The sequence below is a fragment of the Nonomuraea jiangxiensis genome, assembly GCF_900099965.1.
GTDB lineage: Bacteria > Actinomycetota > Actinomycetes > Streptosporangiales > Streptosporangiaceae > Nonomuraea > Nonomuraea jiangxiensis.
Window position 1 is genome coordinate 42095 of the sequence record NZ_FNDJ01000043.1, and the last position, 16708, is coordinate 58802.

19 protein-coding genes are annotated in these 16708 nt (G+C 69.2%); 7 read left to right on the plus strand and 12 right to left on the minus strand.

All coding sequences use genetic code 11. The annotated features are described in order from the left end of the window. Nucleotides 1-66: 66 nt before the first annotated feature. The 5 genes from BLS95_RS50090 to BLS95_RS50110 are packed head-to-tail and all read right to left on the minus strand — an operon-like array spanning nt 67 to nt 4185. Entirely contained in the window at nt 67-1035 is a 969-nt protein-coding gene (locus BLS95_RS50090) for an amidohydrolase family protein (protein ID WP_090946704.1), read from the minus strand. A 10-nt stretch (nt 1036-1045) separates the two neighbouring features. Beyond that, entirely contained in the window at nt 1046-1561 is a 516-nt protein-coding gene (locus BLS95_RS50095; RefSeq protein ID WP_090946705.1) for a 3-hydroxyanthranilate 3,4-dioxygenase, read from the minus strand. Beyond that, nucleotides 1558-1989: a RidA family protein gene (locus tag BLS95_RS50100; RefSeq protein WP_090946706.1), complete on the minus strand. Its 432-nt coding sequence runs from the start codon at nt 1987-1989 to the stop codon at nt 1558-1560. Before BLS95_RS50100 ends, BLS95_RS50095 begins: the two co-directional genes overlap by 4 nt. Continuing rightward, nucleotides 1986-2783 carry a 2-keto-4-pentenoate hydratase gene (locus BLS95_RS50105; protein ID WP_090946707.1) on the minus strand — a complete coding sequence of 266 codons (798 nt, stop codon included), beginning with the start codon at nt 2781-2783 and terminating at the stop codon, nt 1986-1988. Before BLS95_RS50105 ends, BLS95_RS50100 begins: the two co-directional genes overlap by 4 nt. After that, nucleotides 2776-4185 carry an aldehyde dehydrogenase family protein gene (locus BLS95_RS50110; RefSeq protein ID WP_090946708.1) on the minus strand — a complete coding sequence of 470 codons (1410 nt, stop codon included), beginning with the start codon at nt 4183-4185 and terminating at the stop codon, nt 2776-2778. Before BLS95_RS50110 ends, BLS95_RS50105 begins: the two co-directional genes overlap by 8 nt. A gap of 118 nt (nt 4186-4303) precedes the next feature. Between BLS95_RS50110 and BLS95_RS50115 the strand changes: the two genes are divergently transcribed. The 4 genes from BLS95_RS50115 (at nt 4304) to BLS95_RS50130 (ending at nt 6952) form a co-directional block, all read left to right on the plus strand. Continuing rightward, on the plus strand, nt 4304-5011 hold the full coding sequence (locus BLS95_RS50115; protein ID WP_090946733.1) for a dienelactone hydrolase family protein: 708 nt from the start codon (nt 4304-4306) through the stop codon (nt 5009-5011). 207 nt (nt 5012-5218) lie between these two features. Beyond that, nucleotides 5219-5683: a VanZ family protein gene (locus BLS95_RS50120; protein ID WP_218136407.1), complete on the plus strand. Its 465-nt coding sequence runs from the start codon at nt 5219-5221 to the stop codon at nt 5681-5683. Between the two features lie 152 nt (nt 5684-5835). Further along, entirely contained in the window at nt 5836-6588 is a 753-nt protein-coding gene (locus BLS95_RS50125; protein WP_090946710.1) for a GntR family transcriptional regulator, read from the plus strand. A gap of 121 nt (nt 6589-6709) precedes the next feature. Further along, nucleotides 6710-6952 carry a hypothetical protein gene (locus BLS95_RS50130; protein WP_090946711.1) on the plus strand — a complete coding sequence of 81 codons (243 nt, stop codon included), beginning with the start codon at nt 6710-6712 and terminating at the stop codon, nt 6950-6952. A 193-nt stretch (nt 6953-7145) separates the two neighbouring features. Here BLS95_RS50130 and BLS95_RS50135 read toward each other — a convergent pair whose 3' ends face one another. After that, nucleotides 7146-8129 (minus strand): coiled-coil domain-containing protein, encoded by a 984-nt coding sequence (locus tag BLS95_RS50135; protein WP_090946712.1) that lies wholly within the window; start codon nt 8127-8129, stop codon nt 7146-7148. A gap of 149 nt (nt 8130-8278) precedes the next feature. Between BLS95_RS50135 and BLS95_RS50140 the strand changes: the two genes are divergently transcribed. Further along, nucleotides 8279-8800, plus strand: a complete 522-nt coding sequence (locus BLS95_RS50140) for a gamma carbonic anhydrase family protein (protein ID WP_090946713.1) — start codon at nt 8279-8281, stop codon at nt 8798-8800. Here the strand turns inward: BLS95_RS50140 and BLS95_RS50145 are convergent. Further along, complete coding sequence (locus BLS95_RS50145; RefSeq protein WP_143044247.1) at nt 8772-9674, minus strand: DUF1349 domain-containing protein; 903 nt, start codon at nt 9672-9674, stop codon at nt 8772-8774. The two genes, BLS95_RS50140 and BLS95_RS50145, sit on opposite strands and share 29 nt — an antisense overlap. Before the next feature lie 53 nt (nt 9675-9727). Between BLS95_RS50145 and BLS95_RS50150 the strand changes: the two genes are divergently transcribed. Together BLS95_RS50150 and BLS95_RS56475 are read left to right on the plus strand one after the other, a co-directional pair. Then, nucleotides 9728-11044, plus strand: a complete 1317-nt coding sequence (locus BLS95_RS50150; RefSeq protein ID WP_090946715.1) for a hypothetical protein — start codon at nt 9728-9730, stop codon at nt 11042-11044. A gap of 214 nt (nt 11045-11258) precedes the next feature. Next, entirely contained in the window at nt 11259-11420 is a 162-nt protein-coding gene (locus BLS95_RS56475) for a hypothetical protein (RefSeq protein WP_020540796.1), read from the plus strand. A 108-nt stretch (nt 11421-11528) separates the two neighbouring features. Here BLS95_RS56475 and BLS95_RS50155 read toward each other — a convergent pair whose 3' ends face one another. From BLS95_RS50155 to BLS95_RS50175, 5 genes are all read right to left on the minus strand, one after another. Continuing rightward, nucleotides 11529-11810, minus strand: a complete 282-nt coding sequence (locus tag BLS95_RS50155; RefSeq protein ID WP_080044376.1) for a metal-sensitive transcriptional regulator — start codon at nt 11808-11810, stop codon at nt 11529-11531. A gap of 49 nt (nt 11811-11859) precedes the next feature. After that, complete coding sequence (locus BLS95_RS50160; RefSeq protein WP_090946716.1) at nt 11860-12927, minus strand: glycosyltransferase; 1068 nt, start codon at nt 12925-12927, stop codon at nt 11860-11862. Next, nucleotides 12924-13727, minus strand: a complete 804-nt coding sequence (locus BLS95_RS50165) for a hypothetical protein (RefSeq protein WP_090946717.1) — start codon at nt 13725-13727, stop codon at nt 12924-12926. Before BLS95_RS50165 ends, BLS95_RS50160 begins: the two co-directional genes overlap by 4 nt. Nucleotides 13728-13874: 147 nt before the next feature. Beyond that, on the minus strand, nt 13875-15980 hold the full coding sequence (locus BLS95_RS50170) for a (Fe-S)-binding protein (RefSeq protein ID WP_090946718.1): 2106 nt from the start codon (nt 15978-15980) through the stop codon (nt 13875-13877). A 136-nt stretch (nt 15981-16116) separates the two neighbouring features. Beyond that, nucleotides 16117-16701: a TetR/AcrR family transcriptional regulator gene (locus BLS95_RS50175; protein WP_090946719.1), complete on the minus strand. Its 585-nt coding sequence runs from the start codon at nt 16699-16701 to the stop codon at nt 16117-16119. Between the last annotated feature and the right edge of the window lie 7 nt (nt 16702-16708).

Sequence of the window (16708 nt, forward strand, 5' to 3'; positions counted from 1 at the left end):
GGCGGAATGGTGGCAATGACCCGATTAACACCATTCTGCCCGCCTCAACTCCGAGCCATGAGCACGTCAGCCGAGGAACGCCTCGGCGTTGGCCGTGAGCAGCTTGGCGCGGGCCGTACCGGACAGGAAGCCCGCCCGCCGGATCAGGTCACCGGCGGGCGCCTCGCCCAGCGGATAGGGGAAGTCGGTGCCGAGCATCACGTGGTCCTCCCCGAGGGTGTCGACGAGCAGCCGCAACGCGCGCTCGTCGAAGACGGCGGAGTCGACGCTGAACCTGCCGAGATAGTGGGACGGCGGCCGCTCTGAGACGCCGACCAGGTCGTGCCTGCGGTGCCAGGCGTTCTCCAACCGGCCGAGCCAGAACGCGAACGAGCCGCCGCCGTGCGCGAAGCAGATCCGCAGCGTGCCGGGAACGCGGTCGAATACGCCGCCGAGGATCATCGCCAGGATGGACAGGTGGGTCTCGGCCGGCATCCCGACCAGCCACTGCGCCATCCACCGCTCGACCCGCGGCCCGGTGGGCAGGTCCCACGGGTGCACGAAGACGGGCACGCCGCCGTCCGCGCAGTGCTGGAGGAACTCCACCACCCCCGGGTCGTCGAGATCCCGGTCGCCGACGTGGTTGCCGATCTCCACGCCGCGGTGCCCGTTGGCCACGCAGCGGTCGAGCTCCTCGCAGGCGAGGGCGGGGTCCTGCAGCGGCACCTGGCAGAACGGGATCAACCGCGCGTCGTCGCAGACCTCCAGAGCCAGGTCGTTGAAGATCTTCGCGATCCGCATGCCATCCTCGGGCGGCCGGTCGTAGCCGAAGAAGACGGGCGTGGGCGAGACCACCTGCCGGTCCACGCCGTCCCTGTCCATCCGGGCCAGCCTGACCCGGGGGTCCCAGCAGTCATCCTGAATTTTCCGGAATTCTCGGTCGTTGACGAGGATCGTCGCCTCGCGCTCCGACTCGACCCTCAACCTGGGCGCCCCGGGCCAGCCCAGCTCGGGCCAGCCGCGGGGCACGCAGTGCGTGTGGACGTCGATCGCCATCCGGGACCGACTAGCCCTTGCCGGGGTGCAGCGCACCGCATCGGGCGCAGGTGCGGGCCTGCTCGTCGCGGTAGAACGCCTCGAAGACCGGCGGCAGGTCCTTGACGATGTCGTGCACCTGGAGCTCCACCTCGTGTACCAGGTTGCCGCACTCGGGGCAGTACCACTGGAACTTCTCCGGCTCGCCCTCGGGCCTGATCCGCTCCACCACCAGCCCCACGGACCCGGCCTCGGGCCGCTGCGGCGAGTGCGGCATGCGCGGCGGCAGCAGCCACATCTGACCCTCGCGGATGTGCACGGTCTCCGGGCCCCGCTCGCCCACGACGTTGACGTGCATGTTGCCGCGCACCTGGTAGAAGAGCTCCTCGTACGGATCGACGTGGAAGTCCGTCCTGGAGTTGGGCCCGCCGACGACCATCACGATGAGGTCGTGCGCCTGCTCGAAGACCACCTTGTTGCCCACCGGCGGCTTGAGCAGGTGAGCGTGCTCGTCGATCCACCTGGTGAAGTCGATGGGCGCGATCATGATCGCTCCTGTGGATGGTAGGCGACCGCCTGCATCTCGATGAGCAGGTGCGGGTGCGGGAGCTGGTGCACCGCGACCGTGGCCCTGGTGGGCCCCTCCTCGTCGAAGAACTCGGCGTAGACCTCGTTGTAGCCCTTGAAGTCGTTCATGTTGACCAGATAGGTGGTGATCTGCACGAGGTCGGCGAGCGACCCGCCCGCCGCCTTCAGGATGTCACCGATGTTCTCGATGACCGCCCTGGTCTGCGCGCGGATGTCGAGGTTCGCCACCCCGTGCTTGTCCACCTCCACGCCCACGTACGTGTCGTCGGGGCGCCGGCAGCTCGTGCCCGAGACGTACAGGAAGTCGCCAGCCCGCTTGACGTGCGGGAACCTGCCCCAGGGAGTGGCTTTGCCCCGGACCCGCAGGGCCCTGCCCCTCTCGCTCACTTCGTGAACACCGCCCGTACGGAGCCGAGCCCGTCGATCCGGGCCTCGAACACGTCCTCGGGCCCGACCGGCACCACCGGCCCGAGCGCGCCGGTCAGCACCACGTCGCCGGCCCGCAGCGCGTGGTCCGTGCGGCCGAGCCGCGTGGCCAGCCAGACGGCGGCGTTGAGCGGGCCGCCCAGGCACACCTCGCCGGTGCCGGTGGAGACCTCCTGCCCGTCCCGCGTCATCGTCATCCGGACCGCCCGCAGGTCCAGCCCGAGCAGCGAGGTGGGCGTGTGGCCCAGCACGTACGCGCCGGCCGAGGCGTTGTCCGCGACCGTGTCGGCCAGCGTGATGTCCCAGTCGGCGATGCGCGAGTCGGCGATCTCGATGGCGGGCAGCACGAAGTCCACCGCCCTGATCACGTCGGCCACGGTGAACGGCCCGCCGCTCAGGTCCCGGCCGAACACCAGGGCGATCTCGGCCTCGGCCCGCGGCTGCAGGAACTTCTCGATGGGGATAGGAAGCCCATCGGAGTAGGACATATCCGCAAAAAGCATGCCGAAGTCCGGCTGGTCGATGCCGAACTGCTGCTGCAACAGCAGGTTCGTCACGCCGATCTTCCGGCCGACCAGCCGCCGCCCCGCGCCGAGCGCCCGTCTCGTATTGATCTCCTGTACCGCGTACCCGTCGGCCGCCGTGGCGACCAGGTCCCGGATCGGCGCGCACGGTTCGCCCGAACGCGCGGCCTCGACCAGCCGGTCGGCCGCCTGGGAGTGCGCGTCTACGGCCTGGGACCATTCGTCATACATCGGGTTGCTCCAATTTGATGGTGATGGTCGTGGGTTCAGAGTAGAAGTCGAGCGACTGGATACCGCCCTCCCGGCCGATGCCCGACAGCCGCAGGCCACCGAACGGGGTGCGCAGGTCGCGCAAATACCAGGTGTTGACCCAGACCAGACCGGCCTCCAGCCGCTGTCCCACCCGGTGCGCCCGGTCGAGGTTCGAGGTCCAGAGCGTGGCGGCCAGGCCGTAGTCACCGGCGTTGGCCAGGTCTATCGCCTCGGCCTCGCTGTCGAAGGACGCCACGTGACACACGGGACCGAAGATCTCCTCCCTGTTGAACCTCGACCACTCCGACAAGCCTGTCACTACCGTCGGTTCGACGTAATAGCCGGAGTCGCGATGATCGCCGAACGCGGGGACACCCCCGCCTGCCAGCACCTTGGCTCCCTCCGAGCGGGCCAAGGCGTAGTAGGAGAGCACCTTCTCGCGGTGTTCGGCGGAGATCATCGGCTGGGGATCGACCTCGTGGGCCCGGGCCGCCAGCCGCGCGCAGAACTCCTCGAAGATCGGCCGCTGCACGTAGAGCCGCTCGGTGCACAGGCAGACCTGGCCGCCGTTGGTGAAGACCGACTTCACGCTCCCCTCGACGGCCCGGTCGAGGTCGCAGTCCTCGAAGACCACCCCGGCGTTCTTCCCGCCCAGCTCGAACGAGACCGGCTTCACCCGGTCGGCCACCGCGTGCATGATCGCCGTGCCCGTCCGGGTGGAGCCGGTGAACGTCACGGCGTCCACGCCCGGGTGCTCGACCAGGAGCTGGCCGGCGGAGCCGTACCCGTAGATGATGTTGACGACGCCGGCGGGCAGTCCGGCGTCGGCGCAGATCTCGGCGAACACCGCCGCCGAGCCCGGCGTGTTCTCCGACGGCTTGACCACCACCGTGTTGCCCGCGACCAGGGCGGGCGCCAGCTTCCACGTCATGAGCAGGAACGGCAGGTTCCACGGCACGATCACCGCGACCACCCCGTGCGGCCTGCGTACGGTGTAGCTGAGCACGCCGGACAGGTGGAAGGCGTCGTCGGGACGCTGGGCGGCGATCTCCGCGAAGGCGCGGAAGTTCGCGATGCCGCGCGGGATGTCGAGCGTGCGGGTCTGGTCGAGCGGCTTGCCGGTGTCGGCGAGCTCGGCGGCCACCAGGTCGTCGAAACGGGCCTCGATGCCCTCGGCCAGGCGCCGCATCCACCCGGCGCGCTCGCCGACCGGCATCGCCGCCCAGTCGCGGGCCGCCTGCCTGGCCGCGCGGACCGCCCGGTCGACCACTTCGGGGTCGGCCTCGTGGACCTGCCTGATCACCGCGCCCGTCACCGGGTCGTGCACGGGGAACCCCTTACCCTCGGCCACGGGCCGGCCACCGATGAAGTGGGTCAGCACAACACTCTCCTCGTCTGCTCGTAGCGGCGGACAACGACGGGCCTACCGGGACACGAAACTCCTCGATCGCATCGTCTCCCCGCGAACGCCACGCGCGCTATGAGCGATGCTGTTGCACATGCGAACCCGTACCGATCAAATCACCGCCCACGACGGCTCGTTCGACGTCCACGTCTGGCTGCCCGACGCCGGGAGCGGTCCCGGCATCCTGCTGGTGCAGGAGATCTACGGCGTGGGCCCGTACATCGAGAAGGTCGCGACGGAGCTGGCCGGGCGCGGCTACGTGGTGGCCGCGCCCGACCTGTTCTGGCGCCTGCACCCGCACTGGCGGGGCGAGCACACACCCGAGGGCACGAAGGCCGCGATCGACCTGGCCTCCGGCTTCGACTTCGCGCAGGGCGTGGCCGACTGCGCGCTCACGGTCGGTCACCTGAAGGCGATGCCCGAGGTCCGCGGCGGGGTCGGCGCGGTCGGCTTCTGCCTGGGCGGTTCCATCGACTACATGCTGGCCACGCAGGTCGAGCTGGAGGCGGTGCTGTCCTTCTACGGCTCGGCCGTGCCGGACGCGACGGGGCTCATGGACCAGATCTCCGCGCCGCTCCTGCTGGTCTTCGGCGGCGCGGACCCCTACATCACCCGCGATCGGGTGAGCGTGGTCGAGCAGGCGGCGCAGGGCCGGCCGAACGTGGTCATGCACGTGGCGGAGGAGGCCGGGCACGCCTTCCACAACAGCGAGGCCCCGATGTTCCACCATCCGGCGGCGGCGGAGCGGGCCTGGAAGGTGGCTCTGGCGTTCCTGGAGGATCATCTGCCGGCCCGGGCGTGACCGTCCGTCCGCCCGTGACGGGCTCCCGATCGTGACAGTGCGCCACAGCGCCGCTTTACTCCGGGGTTCCGGAAGACCTGTCCAGATGGACATCTTCCGGTACCCCTAGATCATCGCCATCATGGTCGGATGGCGCGCACGTGGGAATTGTGGGGAAACGTCATTATTGCTGGTACTTTTGCACTTCCCCTCGCCCTCCTAGCAATCTTGCTCCTCTCCCGCCACCGCGCTCGCGCCGGCCATCCGGCGCCCCTGCGCACCTCCATCGCCGAGGTCGGCATCATCGTCGGCACCGCTCCCTGGGTCTGGATGATCCTCACCCCGTCGAGCGGCCCGACAGGAGTCGGGCTGGTCCCGTTCGCCGACCTCGCCGACCTCGCCGGCGCCCCGTGGGAGGTGGTGTTGGTGCAGGTCGGAGGCAATCTCCTGGTGTTCGCGGCGCTCGGCGCGCTGCTGCCCGTACGCAGCCGGGCGATGTCCTCGACGGCCCGCGTTGCGGCGCTCGCGGCCGCCTTTTCGGTCCTGGTCGAACTGCTCCAGTACGCCCTGCGCCTGGGACGCTTCTCCTCCGTGGACGACGTGATCCTCAACACGGCGGGCGCCGCCATGGCGGCACTGGTTACTCGCCGCTGGTGGGCCGGTCGAATACCGGCCGCGACCGTTCCACGATAACGGCCCGTTAAAACACCCTGGAATTCCTCACACGGGCACGATCCGCTCAAAAGAAGGTCACGACCACGGCTTACTTCTGTGCGATCGTGGACAAGACGGGGCAAGTTCTCTGGAGACGCCACAACCTGGTTGGTGACAGAGGGTGATCGAACGTGTCTGAATCCCCGGTATCCCACGAGCCCCCGATCTATCGACGCATCGCCGACGGCCTCCGCGCCCGGATTCTGTCCGGCGAACTGCGCGATGGGGACCGACTACCGGGCGAGAACGCGCTGATGGCCGACCACGCGATCGCACGAGCCACGGCCAGGCAGGCGCTTGCCGTACTGATCAACGAAGGGCTGGCGGTGCCCAAACGAGGTTCGGGGGTTTACGTGCGGCAGTTCAAACCGATTCGACGACACGGCGCGCGCCGTCTGTCGAGAGAGCAATGGGGTCAGGGGCGGGCCGTCTGGGAGGCCGACACGCGGGGCCGCCCTTTCACCGTGGACCGGCTGGAGGTTGCGTTGGAGCGAGCCACGGAGGAGGTGGCGGGCGTTCTGGAGAGCGACGAGGTATGGGTACGCCGGCGCCGCTACTCGGTCGACTCCAGGCCCGTGCAACTGGCCACCTCCTACTTTCCCGCCCACCTGGTGGAGGGCAGCGCGATCACCACCCCGGACACCGGCCCCGGTGGCGTCTACGCCAGGCTGAGCGACCTGGGCCTGCCTCCGGCCCAGTTCACCGAGGAGGTACGCGCCCGCATGCCGCGGCCGTGGGAGAGCGGGCTGCTCGACCTGCCGGCGGGCACGCCGGTGATCGCGATCGTCCGCACCGCGTACACGTCGGGCGGGCTGCCGGTCGAGCTCAACGAGATGGTCCTCGACTCGGCGGCATATGTACTTCAGTACGACTTCGAGGCCTAGTTCAAACGGATTTGTCAAGGCTAGGTTGACCTGTCCATCGCGATCATTGCGTTCTCTAGAGATGTGGCGCACCTTCTAAGGAGATGGAACTCGCCTGGGGCCCCGGGAAGGATAGACAGCAGTGTCCTTTGACCGGCACCTTGCCGAAATCGCCCGGGAATACCCCAAGTGGACCATCTGGCGGAGCGATGCGGGCCGCTGGTGGGCCACGAGACACCATCCGCTCAGCGCGGCGCAGCGCGACGCCGGATGTGCGATGACCATCGACGCGGACGACCCGGACGGCCTGCGCGACCTGCTCCGGGCCCAGGAAAGGCGGACCGGCGGCCAGCACCCGCGGCGGGCCGGCCCCGCGCCACCTTGACGCGGGCCGTGGAGCGTTCCCCGGCCCGCGCACACGAGCAGCCCGGTGCCGTGTCCAGCGTCTCGGCGGCCCCGGCACCGGGCCCCCAATCAGGAGGGGCCACGAACGCGGAAGCCTCCGACCCAATCGGGGGCGGGGGCTTCCGCTCCGTAGAGCCGAGCCCGGCGGCGTGCCGCCGGGCCGGCGACGGCGGCTACTTGTGCACCTCGGACAGCCGGACGATGTGCACGTCGGTGTCCTCGGGGCTCTTCTCCTGCGGCTTGTCCTGTGGCTTCTCCTCCTGGGCGGCCTCGGCCGGCTCGTCCTCCTGGACGATCACCCGCACGTCCTCCTGAGGAGCGGCCGGGGGCAGGGCGGCCTCGGGGATCAGCTGCCCGGCCGACGACTCGCTGCGCATGAGGTCGCCGAGCACCGAGCTGATCTCGCTCAGCCGCCGCACGACCTCCGTGTGCGTGTTGGTCAGGTAGTCGACCCGGCGGCCCGCCTGCTCGTCCAGCGTGGCGGTGCGCTGCCGCGCGTCCGTCAGCATCGTCTCGGCCTCGTCCCTCGCCCCTCTGACGAGCTGCTCGGCCTGCGTGTTGGCGGACTGCACGAGCTGCTCGGCCTCCGCCTGGGCCGCCGCGAGCAGCCGCTCGGCCTCGGCCCGTGACTCGCGCAGGACGTCCTCGGCCTCGGTACGGGCGGCGTTGAGCTGCTCCTCGGCGTCGGAGCCCGCCTGGGCCAGCATGCGCTCGGCCGCCTGCGTCGCCTCGCTCACGCGGCGCTCCGCCTCCGCCTGCGCGGAGGTGAGGATCTTGTCGGCGGTCTCGCGGGAGGAGGTCACGAGCCGCTCGGCCTCGGCCTTGGCCGCCTCGCGCACGCTGGCGGCCTCGGACGCGGCATCCTCACGTTTCGCCGCGGCCTCCTCCTCGCCGAGCCGGAGGATCTGCGCGAGCCGGGGGCTGAGGTCCTCGTAGCTCTGCGGTGCCTCGACCATGCGGCGCCTGGCCTCCGCCAGCTCGATGCGGCCCTGCTCGGCCTGGTCGATCGCGCGCGCCAGCCGCTCTTCCAGATCTCTGATTTGGTTTCGGGTACGGATCATGTAGTCGTGAACCTGGCGGCGGTTGTAGCCGCGCATCACGACCTCGAAGGTGTCCTCTTGCATCAGATCGGGAATGCTCTCGTGCTGGTTCGTCATGGGGGTTACCTAAGGTGGTTTGCGTGAGGCGGGGGATAACTGCGTTTTGTGAGGGTGTGGCGACGAGACGTCAGGAAACGACTTTCCTGCCATCTGCCCACGTCCGCAACCGGAACGCCATAGCTGGAGTGGGAATTACGATGTGACGGATGTACATAGCAGCATTGGACAACGGGGCGATTCCAGAGATACACCCGGGGGCCTACGTCGCGCCCGGCGCGGTCGTGGTGGGCAGCGTGCGCGTGGGCCGGGCGTCCAGCATCTGGTACGGCTCCGTTCTCCGAGGGGACGACGAGCGAATCGAGATCGGCGAGGAGTGCAACGTACAGGATCTGTGCTGTCTGCACGCGGACCCCGGTGAGCCCGCGATCCTGGAGGACCGGGTCAGCCTGGGCCACAAGGCCATGGTCCACGGCGCCTACGTGGAGTCCGGGGCGCTGGTCGGCATCGGCGCGATCGTGCTGGGCGGCGCCCACGTGGGAGCGGGAGCGCTGGTCGCGGCCGGTGCGCTCGTCGGCCCCGGCAAGAAGATCCCCGCCGGCGTGCTGGTGGCCGGCGTGCCCGCGAAGGTCGTGCGCGAGCTCACCGACGACGACCGGGCTTCCTTCGCCCGTACGCCGGACAACTACATGGCCAAGGCGCTCAGGCACCGGCAGGCGTCATCGCTTTGATCAGGACCTCGTCCGACACCGACGCGCTGTTGAGCGGATCGGCATATTCGGGCAGTTCCGGCCGCAGGAAGCGGACGAAGTCGACGGTCAGCTTCAGGTCGGGCGTGCCCTTGACCTGCTTGGCGTTGCCCTTGGCCGGGTCCTTCTGGAGCAGTGCGTAGCTGTCCCAGTCGGTGTAGGCGGTGACGCCCCACTGCAGGACGTCGGGCAGGGTCGAGGGCCAGCGCTGACCGACCTTCCACTGGCCCTTGTCCTCCCGGTAGAGCGCCACGAAGACCCGGCCCACCCGGCCCAGCACCAGATCCACCCAGCCGGGCTTGACGGCCAGCTCCACCGGTTTGGAGCTGCCGTCCTGGGTGTACTTCACCTCGACCTGGCCGCTCTTCTCGGCGGTCCCGGTGGTGATCGACACCCAGTTGGGCTTGTCGTACGAGCCGGGCTGGCGGGCCATCAGGCCACCGAGGGAGAACAGCCGCTTGGGCTGGCCGCCGGCCCTGCCCTCGACCTTGACCCGGGCGTACATGACGATGTCCCCGGCGAGCTCCTGATAGACGAAGGGCCCGCGGAAGCCGCCGAACCAGGCCGAGGTCCTGGGCTCCAGGTACATCGAGCCCTTCGCGGTCTTGTTGACGTCGTACTTGGCCAGCCGGTCGACGTCCTTCTCCGTGTCGCTCAGCTTGGTCCACATCTTCATGTCGGCGGCGTCGGCGAACTCGGTCGACGCCTCGCCCACCTCGCCGCCGGGGGCCGGGGCCGTGGCGTTCTCCAGCGTGAGCACTCCGGGGCCGGTCTGCGGCGGCTGCTCCGACGTGGCCGTACCGCAACCGGAGAGCACACCCGCAATCGCCAGCACCCCTGCCACCTTCGCCCTCATAGCGGTCATTCTGCCGTGAATTGCCGATGGATGATCCGAAGCGGCCCAGTACGATGACGGCCGTGCGACCCTGGGATGCGTTCACCTCCGCCGAGGCGGAGGTCCGCGCGATGGTCGCGGACCCGCGCTGGCAGGGGCTTTCCCTTCACGACCGCGCTCACGTCCTGGCCGTCAGAATACTTGTGACCCCCGATGGCGACCGGTGGCTCTTCGGCGCGCACGCGCGCTGGCATCTGCACGATCCGGCCGACGGCCGCTGGCATCCCGCGCCGCCGCCGCGGGGCACGCGGGCGCGCCAGGGGCGGCATCCGTCGGCGGAGCTGCCCCTGGACGTGATCCCGGACGGCCCCGACTTCCTCGCCGAGCCGGGCTCGACCCAGGCCTTCATCGGCCCCGACGTGTCGGAGCGGCTGACCGAGCAGCTCAGGGTGCTGTTGCGGGCCGCCGGGCGCAAGTCGGAGCTGGAATACCCGCTGACGGCCTTCGGCGAGATCTTCGCCTCCGACGTGCCGAGCACGGTGGCGGCCGTGTGGGGCGCGATCATGTGGTGCGCGTACGCGCCGGCCTTCGACGGCAACGAGCGGCTGATCACCGTGTTCGGCGAATACCTGCGCCGCCCGCTGCCCGGGGACGAGTGGGTGCGCTGGCTGCCCACCCCGCCGCTGGTCGACCTCGTCACGCTGGTGACCGAGCGCGCCAGGGCCGGCCGGTCCAGGGCCGCTCTCAGGCTCGCCGCCGTGATGGCGGACACGGCCCAGATCCTGCTCTCCGACACCCGCTTCAGGCCGCGGGCGCTGGCGCTGCTCACGATGGTCGAGCCGGTGCTGCGCGAGCCCACCCTCGACGCGGGGCTGGACGACGACGAGGCGGTACGCCGGGCGTGGCTGGAGCGTTGCCCGGCGCGCCTGTGCAGGGCGCTGATGGGCGAGACCGACCGGGAGGCGCACTTCTCCCACGCAGTCTACGACCTGGTGGAGGCGCTGCAGTTCGCGCGGGATCCGCGGCAGGCCGCCGCCACGTTCCTGGCCGACCTGTCCGACTCCAGGGGCGCGCTGCCGGCCCGGCTGGACCACCGGCTCAGGCTGGCGTACGAGGAGCTGGACCGGGCCGGGCTGACCGGCACCTCGGCGGGCGAGTCGACCGAGCCGGACGGCTTCCCGGTGCCCGGCCGGGTGCTGACGATGCCCGCGCCGGTGACGGAGGTGGCGCCGCCGGACCGGGCGAGCGCGGCGGCGGTGCTCGGGGCCGCGTACGCGACGGGGCTGGCGTGGGGTGGGCTGACGGGGGCCAAAGTTCCCGAGCGCGGACTCGCCGGACAGGCGGCACTCGTACGTCGACTCATCCACGAACGCGACGATGACCACTTCTAACCCAATAATCTACTTTTTCACACTAACTCCTCCTATAACGGTCCAACACTTCCGTCACAGGAAATTCGCTGAATTGTGATCTCGGTATCGGGAAATGATCCCGATGGGGCCCCCGTGGCGTGGAAAGGAATGACTCCGATGGGCCATGTCGCCGACCGGGAGCCGCGCCGTAACCTCGTAGAGGGTGTGGGCTGCGGAAGGAAAGGACGACGCGGTGGGGCACGACGACCTGGACTCTCGGGTCCACGACCGTGTCGCGTTGGACGAGATTGCGCTCTACGCCGAGGTGCTCACTGCCGTGGCAGTCAGCGAACGGCGGCTGACCTTGGACGAACTCGACGACGCGCTCGGATTGCGGACTTCGGCGAGCCGCTGAAGGACCATCTCGATTACTAGCCCCGGGGACCTGGATCCGGACCCATGAGGACCCCGGACATGGTTTCCCGGGGTTTCGACATAACTAGTCAATCGTCACCCGTCACTGCTACGAACGCACGAGACGTGCGATGGCCGCCGACGCCTCCTTCACCTTCGCCTCGGCCTCCGGCCCGCCGGTGTTGATCGCGTCCGCCACGCAGTGGGAAATGTGCTCCTCCAGCAGCCCGAGGGCCACCGCCTGAAGCGCCCGCGTGGCCGCGGAGACCTGGGTGAGCACGTCAATGCAGTAGGCGTCGTCATCGACCATGCGCTGCAGGCCCCTGATCTGACCCTCGATTCGCCTGAGGCGCGTCAGATATGCCTGCTTGTCTCCGCTGTACCCATGCATGCTCCTACGGTACCCGTATTAGGTATGGCACTGGAGGTCCTCGGACCGGTCAGCGGAGGCTGGAGATCAGCTTCTCCCACTGCTCGGCCACCTCTTCCGCCGAGTGCCGTACCGCCGTGTCCAGCGCCCCCGCCGCCAGCGAGCGCCGCCGCCGCTCGTCGTCGATCAGCGCCAGCAGGGCCGCCGCGAAGAGCTGCAGGTCGCCCTCCGTCTCCGGCACCAGCACCCCGTTGTAGCCGGTCGCCACGAACTCCGTCGGCGCCCTGGCCCCCTCGAAGGCCACCACGGGCACTCCGCACCCCATGGCCTCCAGCACGGTCATGCCGAGCTCCTCGGTGCGCGAGGTGCTGGCCACGATCGACGCCTTGGCGAACTCCCCCGCCAGGTCCGGCGTCGTCCCCATGAAGTAGACGTGATTGTGCAGGTTGAGGTCGCGTACGAGCGCCCGCAGCCGCCGCTCCTCCGAGCCGCCGCCGTAGAGCCGCAGCCGCCAGTCCGGCCGCTTGTCGGCCACGACCGCGAACGCCCTGATCAACCGGTCGTAGGCCTTGACCGGCACCCACCGCCCGCCGGCGGCCACGATCCTGTTGTCCATCCGCGAGCGCGGCCACGGGCCACTCGGCAGCGCGTCCAGCACGGAGTGCACAGGCGGCCCGCCGGCCAGCAGCCCGGCCCATTCCTCCCGGGCCGAGTCCGTGGCCGTCACGACGGCGCTCAGGCGCGGGTAGAGGCGTTTCACCGGCCCCGGGACGGACGGCCGCGCCCACTCCCTGGCGATCGTCAAGGTTTCACGTGGAGCATGCCGGGCGGCCTGGACGCTGAGCCCCGGCCTGGTCGTGATCAGGACGTCGGACTTGAGGTTGCGCAGCACCCGCCAGAACGCCACCTCGGCGCGCACCTGCCCGTTGGGGAACAGGTGCCGCACCCCCGGCCTGGCGTCGACCACGCTGCGCAGGGCCACGTTGGGGCCGACGGGGAAGAACGGCTTCTCCTTCTGGCGCCTGATGCTGATCACCTCGACGTCGTGCCGCTCGGCCAGAGCGGTCGCGAGGTTGAGCGTGGCCCGTACGTCGCCCCGCATGACATACGCCGAGGCGAGCACCAGGCTGACCTTCATCCCCCGACCTCGATCCGCAGCTCGTCGTCGGCGGTGTAGCAGGGTCTGATGGGCACACCGTCCACCTTGGCCGAGGGATAGTGCAGCCGGCGTCTCTTGCCGTCCACGTCGTCGAGCCGGGCGCCCAGCCGCAGCGGCGTGGGCACGCCCTCGACCTCCAGCGCGGGCTCCCAGGTGCCGGAGCCCGCGGCGGTCCCGGGGTCGGCGGCCAGCACGTCCACGAGCGACACGGCGGCGTGGAAGCGCACTCCCTGCACGGTGGCGGTGGCGGACACCCGCGAGCTCGTCTGCCTGCGGTCCAGGGTCAGCACGGCCTCATGGCGGGAGTCGTCGTCCTCCAGGCCCGTGTACGCCAGCAGGCCCATGACCTCGAAACGGCCCTCCCTGAACCAGACGGCGCGCACCTCGGCCACCGGCTCCGCGTCGGAGATCTTCAGTGCCAGGTAACCGTTGCGGGTGCGGTAGGAGCGGTAGGCGAGGGTCCGGCGGCACAGGGCGTACGCGTCGAGGTGGTCGAGCGAGAATCCCGGATCGACGCTGCGCAACCGGTCACGTTTGTCGCCGTGGCGCAGGTAGGCGTCCCAGCGCCCGGCCGTGAGCTCCAGCGGCGCCAGCGAGACCGCCAGCGAGGCCTCGCGCGCCCGTCTGCCTGGCGTACCGAGCCGCACGCCGCGTTCCACCCCCGTGGTGCGGTGCCTGAGAACGAGTTCGGTGCCGTCTGCCAGTGGTTCGTCGATGGCGAGTCGCAGGGAGAGCACGTCGGCCAGGGTGACCTCGGCGTCAGTGACGACGACGCGCATCACGACCCCCCTCCCCGTCGAATAGAGCCATGCGACGTTGAGGTTACCGTGATTTTCCCGTTATGTGGATGGCAGATTTCTCAAACCCAACCCTGCTGACGTGCGAAACTCCCTCACACGCGATGTAAGGGAGTCCGACTTCACCTGTCAGGACGGGCCCTTGACCGACTTGATCAACAGCTGGGCCACGTCCACGACTTCCAGCGATTCCTTGGCCGCGCCGCTGTTCTTCTTCTCGTTGATCGCGTCGCCGAGCATCACCATGCAGAACGGGCAGGCGGTCGACACGGTGTCGGGATCGGTGGTCAGCGCCTCGTCCACCCGCTCGGTGTTGATGCGCTTGCCGATGCGCTCCTCCATCCACATGCGCGCGCCGCCCGCGCCGCAGCAGAAGCCGCGGTCCTTGTGCCGGTGCATCTCCTGGGTCCGCACGCCGGGAACCTTGGCCATGATGTCGCGCGGCTGGGAGTAGACCTTGTTGTGGCGGCCGAGGAAGCACGGGTCGTGATAGGTGATCTTCTCCTCGATCGGCGTGACCGGGGTGAGCAGACCCTCCTCGACCAGCTTCGCCAGTAGCTGGGTGTGGTGCACGACCTCGTACGTGCCGCCGAGCTGCGGATATTCGTTGGCCAGCGTGTTGAAGCAGTGCGGGCAGGTGGCGACGATCTTCTTGACGCCGGCCTCGTTGAGCGTCTCGATGTTCTGCTGGGCCAGCATGTTGAACAGGTATTCCATGCCCAGGCGGCGGGCCGGGTCACCGGTGCAGGCCTCCATCGGGCCGAGCACCGCGAACTTCACGCCCGCGATGTGCAGCAGCTCCGCGACGGCCTTGGTGGTCTTCTTGGCCCGGTCTTCCAGCGCGCCCGCGCAGCCCACCCAGAACAGGTATTCGGCGTCCTCGGGCATCTTTTCATCGACCAACTCGACCTCGAAGTCCAGCTCCTCGATCCAGTCGGCCCGCTTCGTCTCGGACATCCCCCACGGGTTGCCCTTGTTCTCCAGGTTCTTCACCATCACTCCCGCCTCGGACGGGAACGACGACTCCACCATCACCTGGTAGCGGCGCATGTCGAGAATGTGGTCGATGTGCTCGATGTCCACCGGGCACTGCTCGACGCAGGCGCCGCAGTTGGTGCACGACCAGAGCACGTCGGGGTGGATCACGCCCTCCTCGCCGACCAGGGGCTTGTCCAGCAGGGCCAGCACGTCGGTGTCCTTGTGCTCGACGCCGCCCTGGGCCGCCAACAGGTAGGGGGCCACCTTGAAGGCGTGGTCGCGCTGGTCGAGGATGAGCATCTTCGGCGAGAGCGGCTTGTCGGTGTTCCAGGCCGGGCACTGTGACTGGCAGCGGCCGCACTCCGTACAGGAGTAGAAGTCGAGGAAGCCCTTCCACGTGGTGTCGGCGATCTTGCCGCGGCCCAGCCGCTCGGGGTCGAGGTCCTCGTCCTCGAAGTCGACCGGCTTGCCGTCCACCCGCATCTCCGGCGCGCCGCCCAGGCCGTCGGGGCGGCGGGAGAAGAGCACGTTGAGCGGCGCGGTGAAGATGTGCAGGTGCTTGGAGTTCACCACGATGATCAGGAACACCAGCATGAAGCCGATGTGCAGGAGCAGCGCGATCTCCTCCAGCACCGGGCTCGCCGGCAGCACGTCACCGAGCGCGAGCGAGACGAACGCGCCGGAGGAGTAGGGGAAGTTGCCGTTCGCGGCGGCCGCGCCGCGGGCGAGGAAGAGCGTCCAGATGATGTTGAAGATCATGAACAGGACGAGCCACGCGCCGCCCAGGTGGGAGCCGGAGAACCGGGAGTCGCGGCCGAGCGTCTTGGGGGAGTTCCTGACCCGGATGACCGCGAAGGCGACCAGGCCGAGCAGGCAGGCCACCGCGATGAAGTCCTGCAGGAAGCCGAGCACGCCCCAGGTCCCGATCAGCGGGATGTGGAAGTCGGGCGTGCCGGTGATCGCGCCCTGGACGATCGCGCCGTACGCCTCGATGTAGACGGTCAGCAGGATGAAGAACGCCCACATGACGAAGAAGTGGGCGATGCCCGACGGCGTCCATTTCAGCAACTTCTTCTGCCCGAACACCTCGACGAGCTGAGCCTTGACCTCGTCGCCCACGTGGGTCCTGGCATAGTCGATCCGCTCGGGCGCGGGCGGGCCCACGGTCGCCAGCCTGAACAGGTACATCACCCTGCGGCCGGCCACGGCCACCGCAAGGACGGTCATGACGAGCCCGATGACGGCTACCCAGAGCACGGTGTCCTCCCACAGACGACGTTGGCTGTCAGCGTACGGTCACCCCGCTGCTTCCCCCGCAACAATCCTACCCACGGGTAACATTTCCGAGGTACGCGACATACCCTAAGGTCATAGCCGTCTGTAGAACAATGCTCTAGCCCGTCAAGTAACGCTGCACGGTCGGCCCGAGCAGCGCGACCAGCTCCTCCGGGTCAGCGCTCGCCAGCGGCTCCAGTTTGATCACATAACGCCCCATGATCATGCCGAACATCTGCGCGAAGGCCGCCTCCAGCCGCAGATGCGGCACCTCCAGCCGGTCTGCCACCTGGAAGAGCAGGGCGTTGGTGATGAACTCCCTGAACATGGCGGCGGCCTGTTCGTTCGTCATGGCCGAGCGGAGCAGCGCGAGCATCGGCTCCCGGGTCTCGGGCGCGGCGGTGACCCCCAGGATCGTCCGGACCAGCCGCTCCCCGATGTCCTCGCGCGGCCCCTCCAGCAGCAGGGGGACGAACTCACTCGGGTTGAGCGGCAGCTGCATCGCAGCGACGAACATGCCCTCCTTGGTGTCGAAATAGTGGTGCACCAGGGCGGGATCGACCTGCGCCTCCCTGGCGATGCCGCGCACGGTGGCCTTGTCGAACCCCTTCTCCGCGAACACCTTCCTGGCCGCCGTGAGAATCTCTCCGCGCGTGTCGGCCGAGCCCGGCCTGCGCCCGGGACGCCGCTTGATCGTGCTCATCCCCTTA

What these genes read in the sequence shown, in the direction of transcription:
- BLS95_RS50090 (WP_090946704.1), bottom strand. Translation starts at nt 1,035, where the DNA reads ATGGCGATCGACGTCCACACGCACTGCGTGCCCCGCGGCTGGCCCGAG.
- BLS95_RS50165 (WP_090946717.1), bottom strand. Translation starts at nt 13,727, where the DNA reads ATGCGCGTCGTCGTCACTGACGCCGAGGTCACCCTGGCCGACGTGCTC.
- BLS95_RS50150 (WP_090946715.1), top strand. Translation starts at nt 9,728, where the DNA reads ATGACGGCCGTGCGACCCTGGGATGCGTTCACCTCCGCCGAGGCGGAG.
- BLS95_RS50160 (WP_090946716.1), bottom strand. Translation starts at nt 12,927, where the DNA reads ATGAAGGTCAGCCTGGTGCTCGCCTCGGCGTATGTCATGCGGGGCGAC.
- BLS95_RS50140 (WP_090946713.1), top strand. Translation starts at nt 8,279, where the DNA reads ATGTACATAGCAGCATTGGACAACGGGGCGATTCCAGAGATACACCCG.
- BLS95_RS50175 (WP_090946719.1), bottom strand. Translation starts at nt 16,701, where the DNA reads ATGAGCACGATCAAGCGGCGTCCCGGGCGCAGGCCGGGCTCGGCCGAC.
- BLS95_RS50155 (WP_080044376.1), bottom strand. Translation starts at nt 11,810, where the DNA reads ATGCATGGGTACAGCGGAGACAAGCAGGCATATCTGACGCGCCTCAGG.
- BLS95_RS50135 (WP_090946712.1), bottom strand. Translation starts at nt 8,129, where the DNA reads ATGACGAACCAGCACGAGAGCATTCCCGATCTGATGCAAGAGGACACC.
- BLS95_RS50105 (WP_090946707.1), bottom strand. Translation starts at nt 2,783, where the DNA reads ATGTATGACGAATGGTCCCAGGCCGTAGACGCGCACTCCCAGGCGGCC.
- BLS95_RS50115 (WP_090946733.1), top strand. Translation starts at nt 4,304, where the DNA reads ATGCGAACCCGTACCGATCAAATCACCGCCCACGACGGCTCGTTCGAC.
- BLS95_RS50095 (WP_090946705.1), bottom strand. Translation starts at nt 1,561, where the DNA reads ATGATCGCGCCCATCGACTTCACCAGGTGGATCGACGAGCACGCTCAC.
- BLS95_RS50145 (WP_143044247.1), bottom strand. Translation starts at nt 9,674, where the DNA reads ATGAGGGCGAAGGTGGCAGGGGTGCTGGCGATTGCGGGTGTGCTCTCC.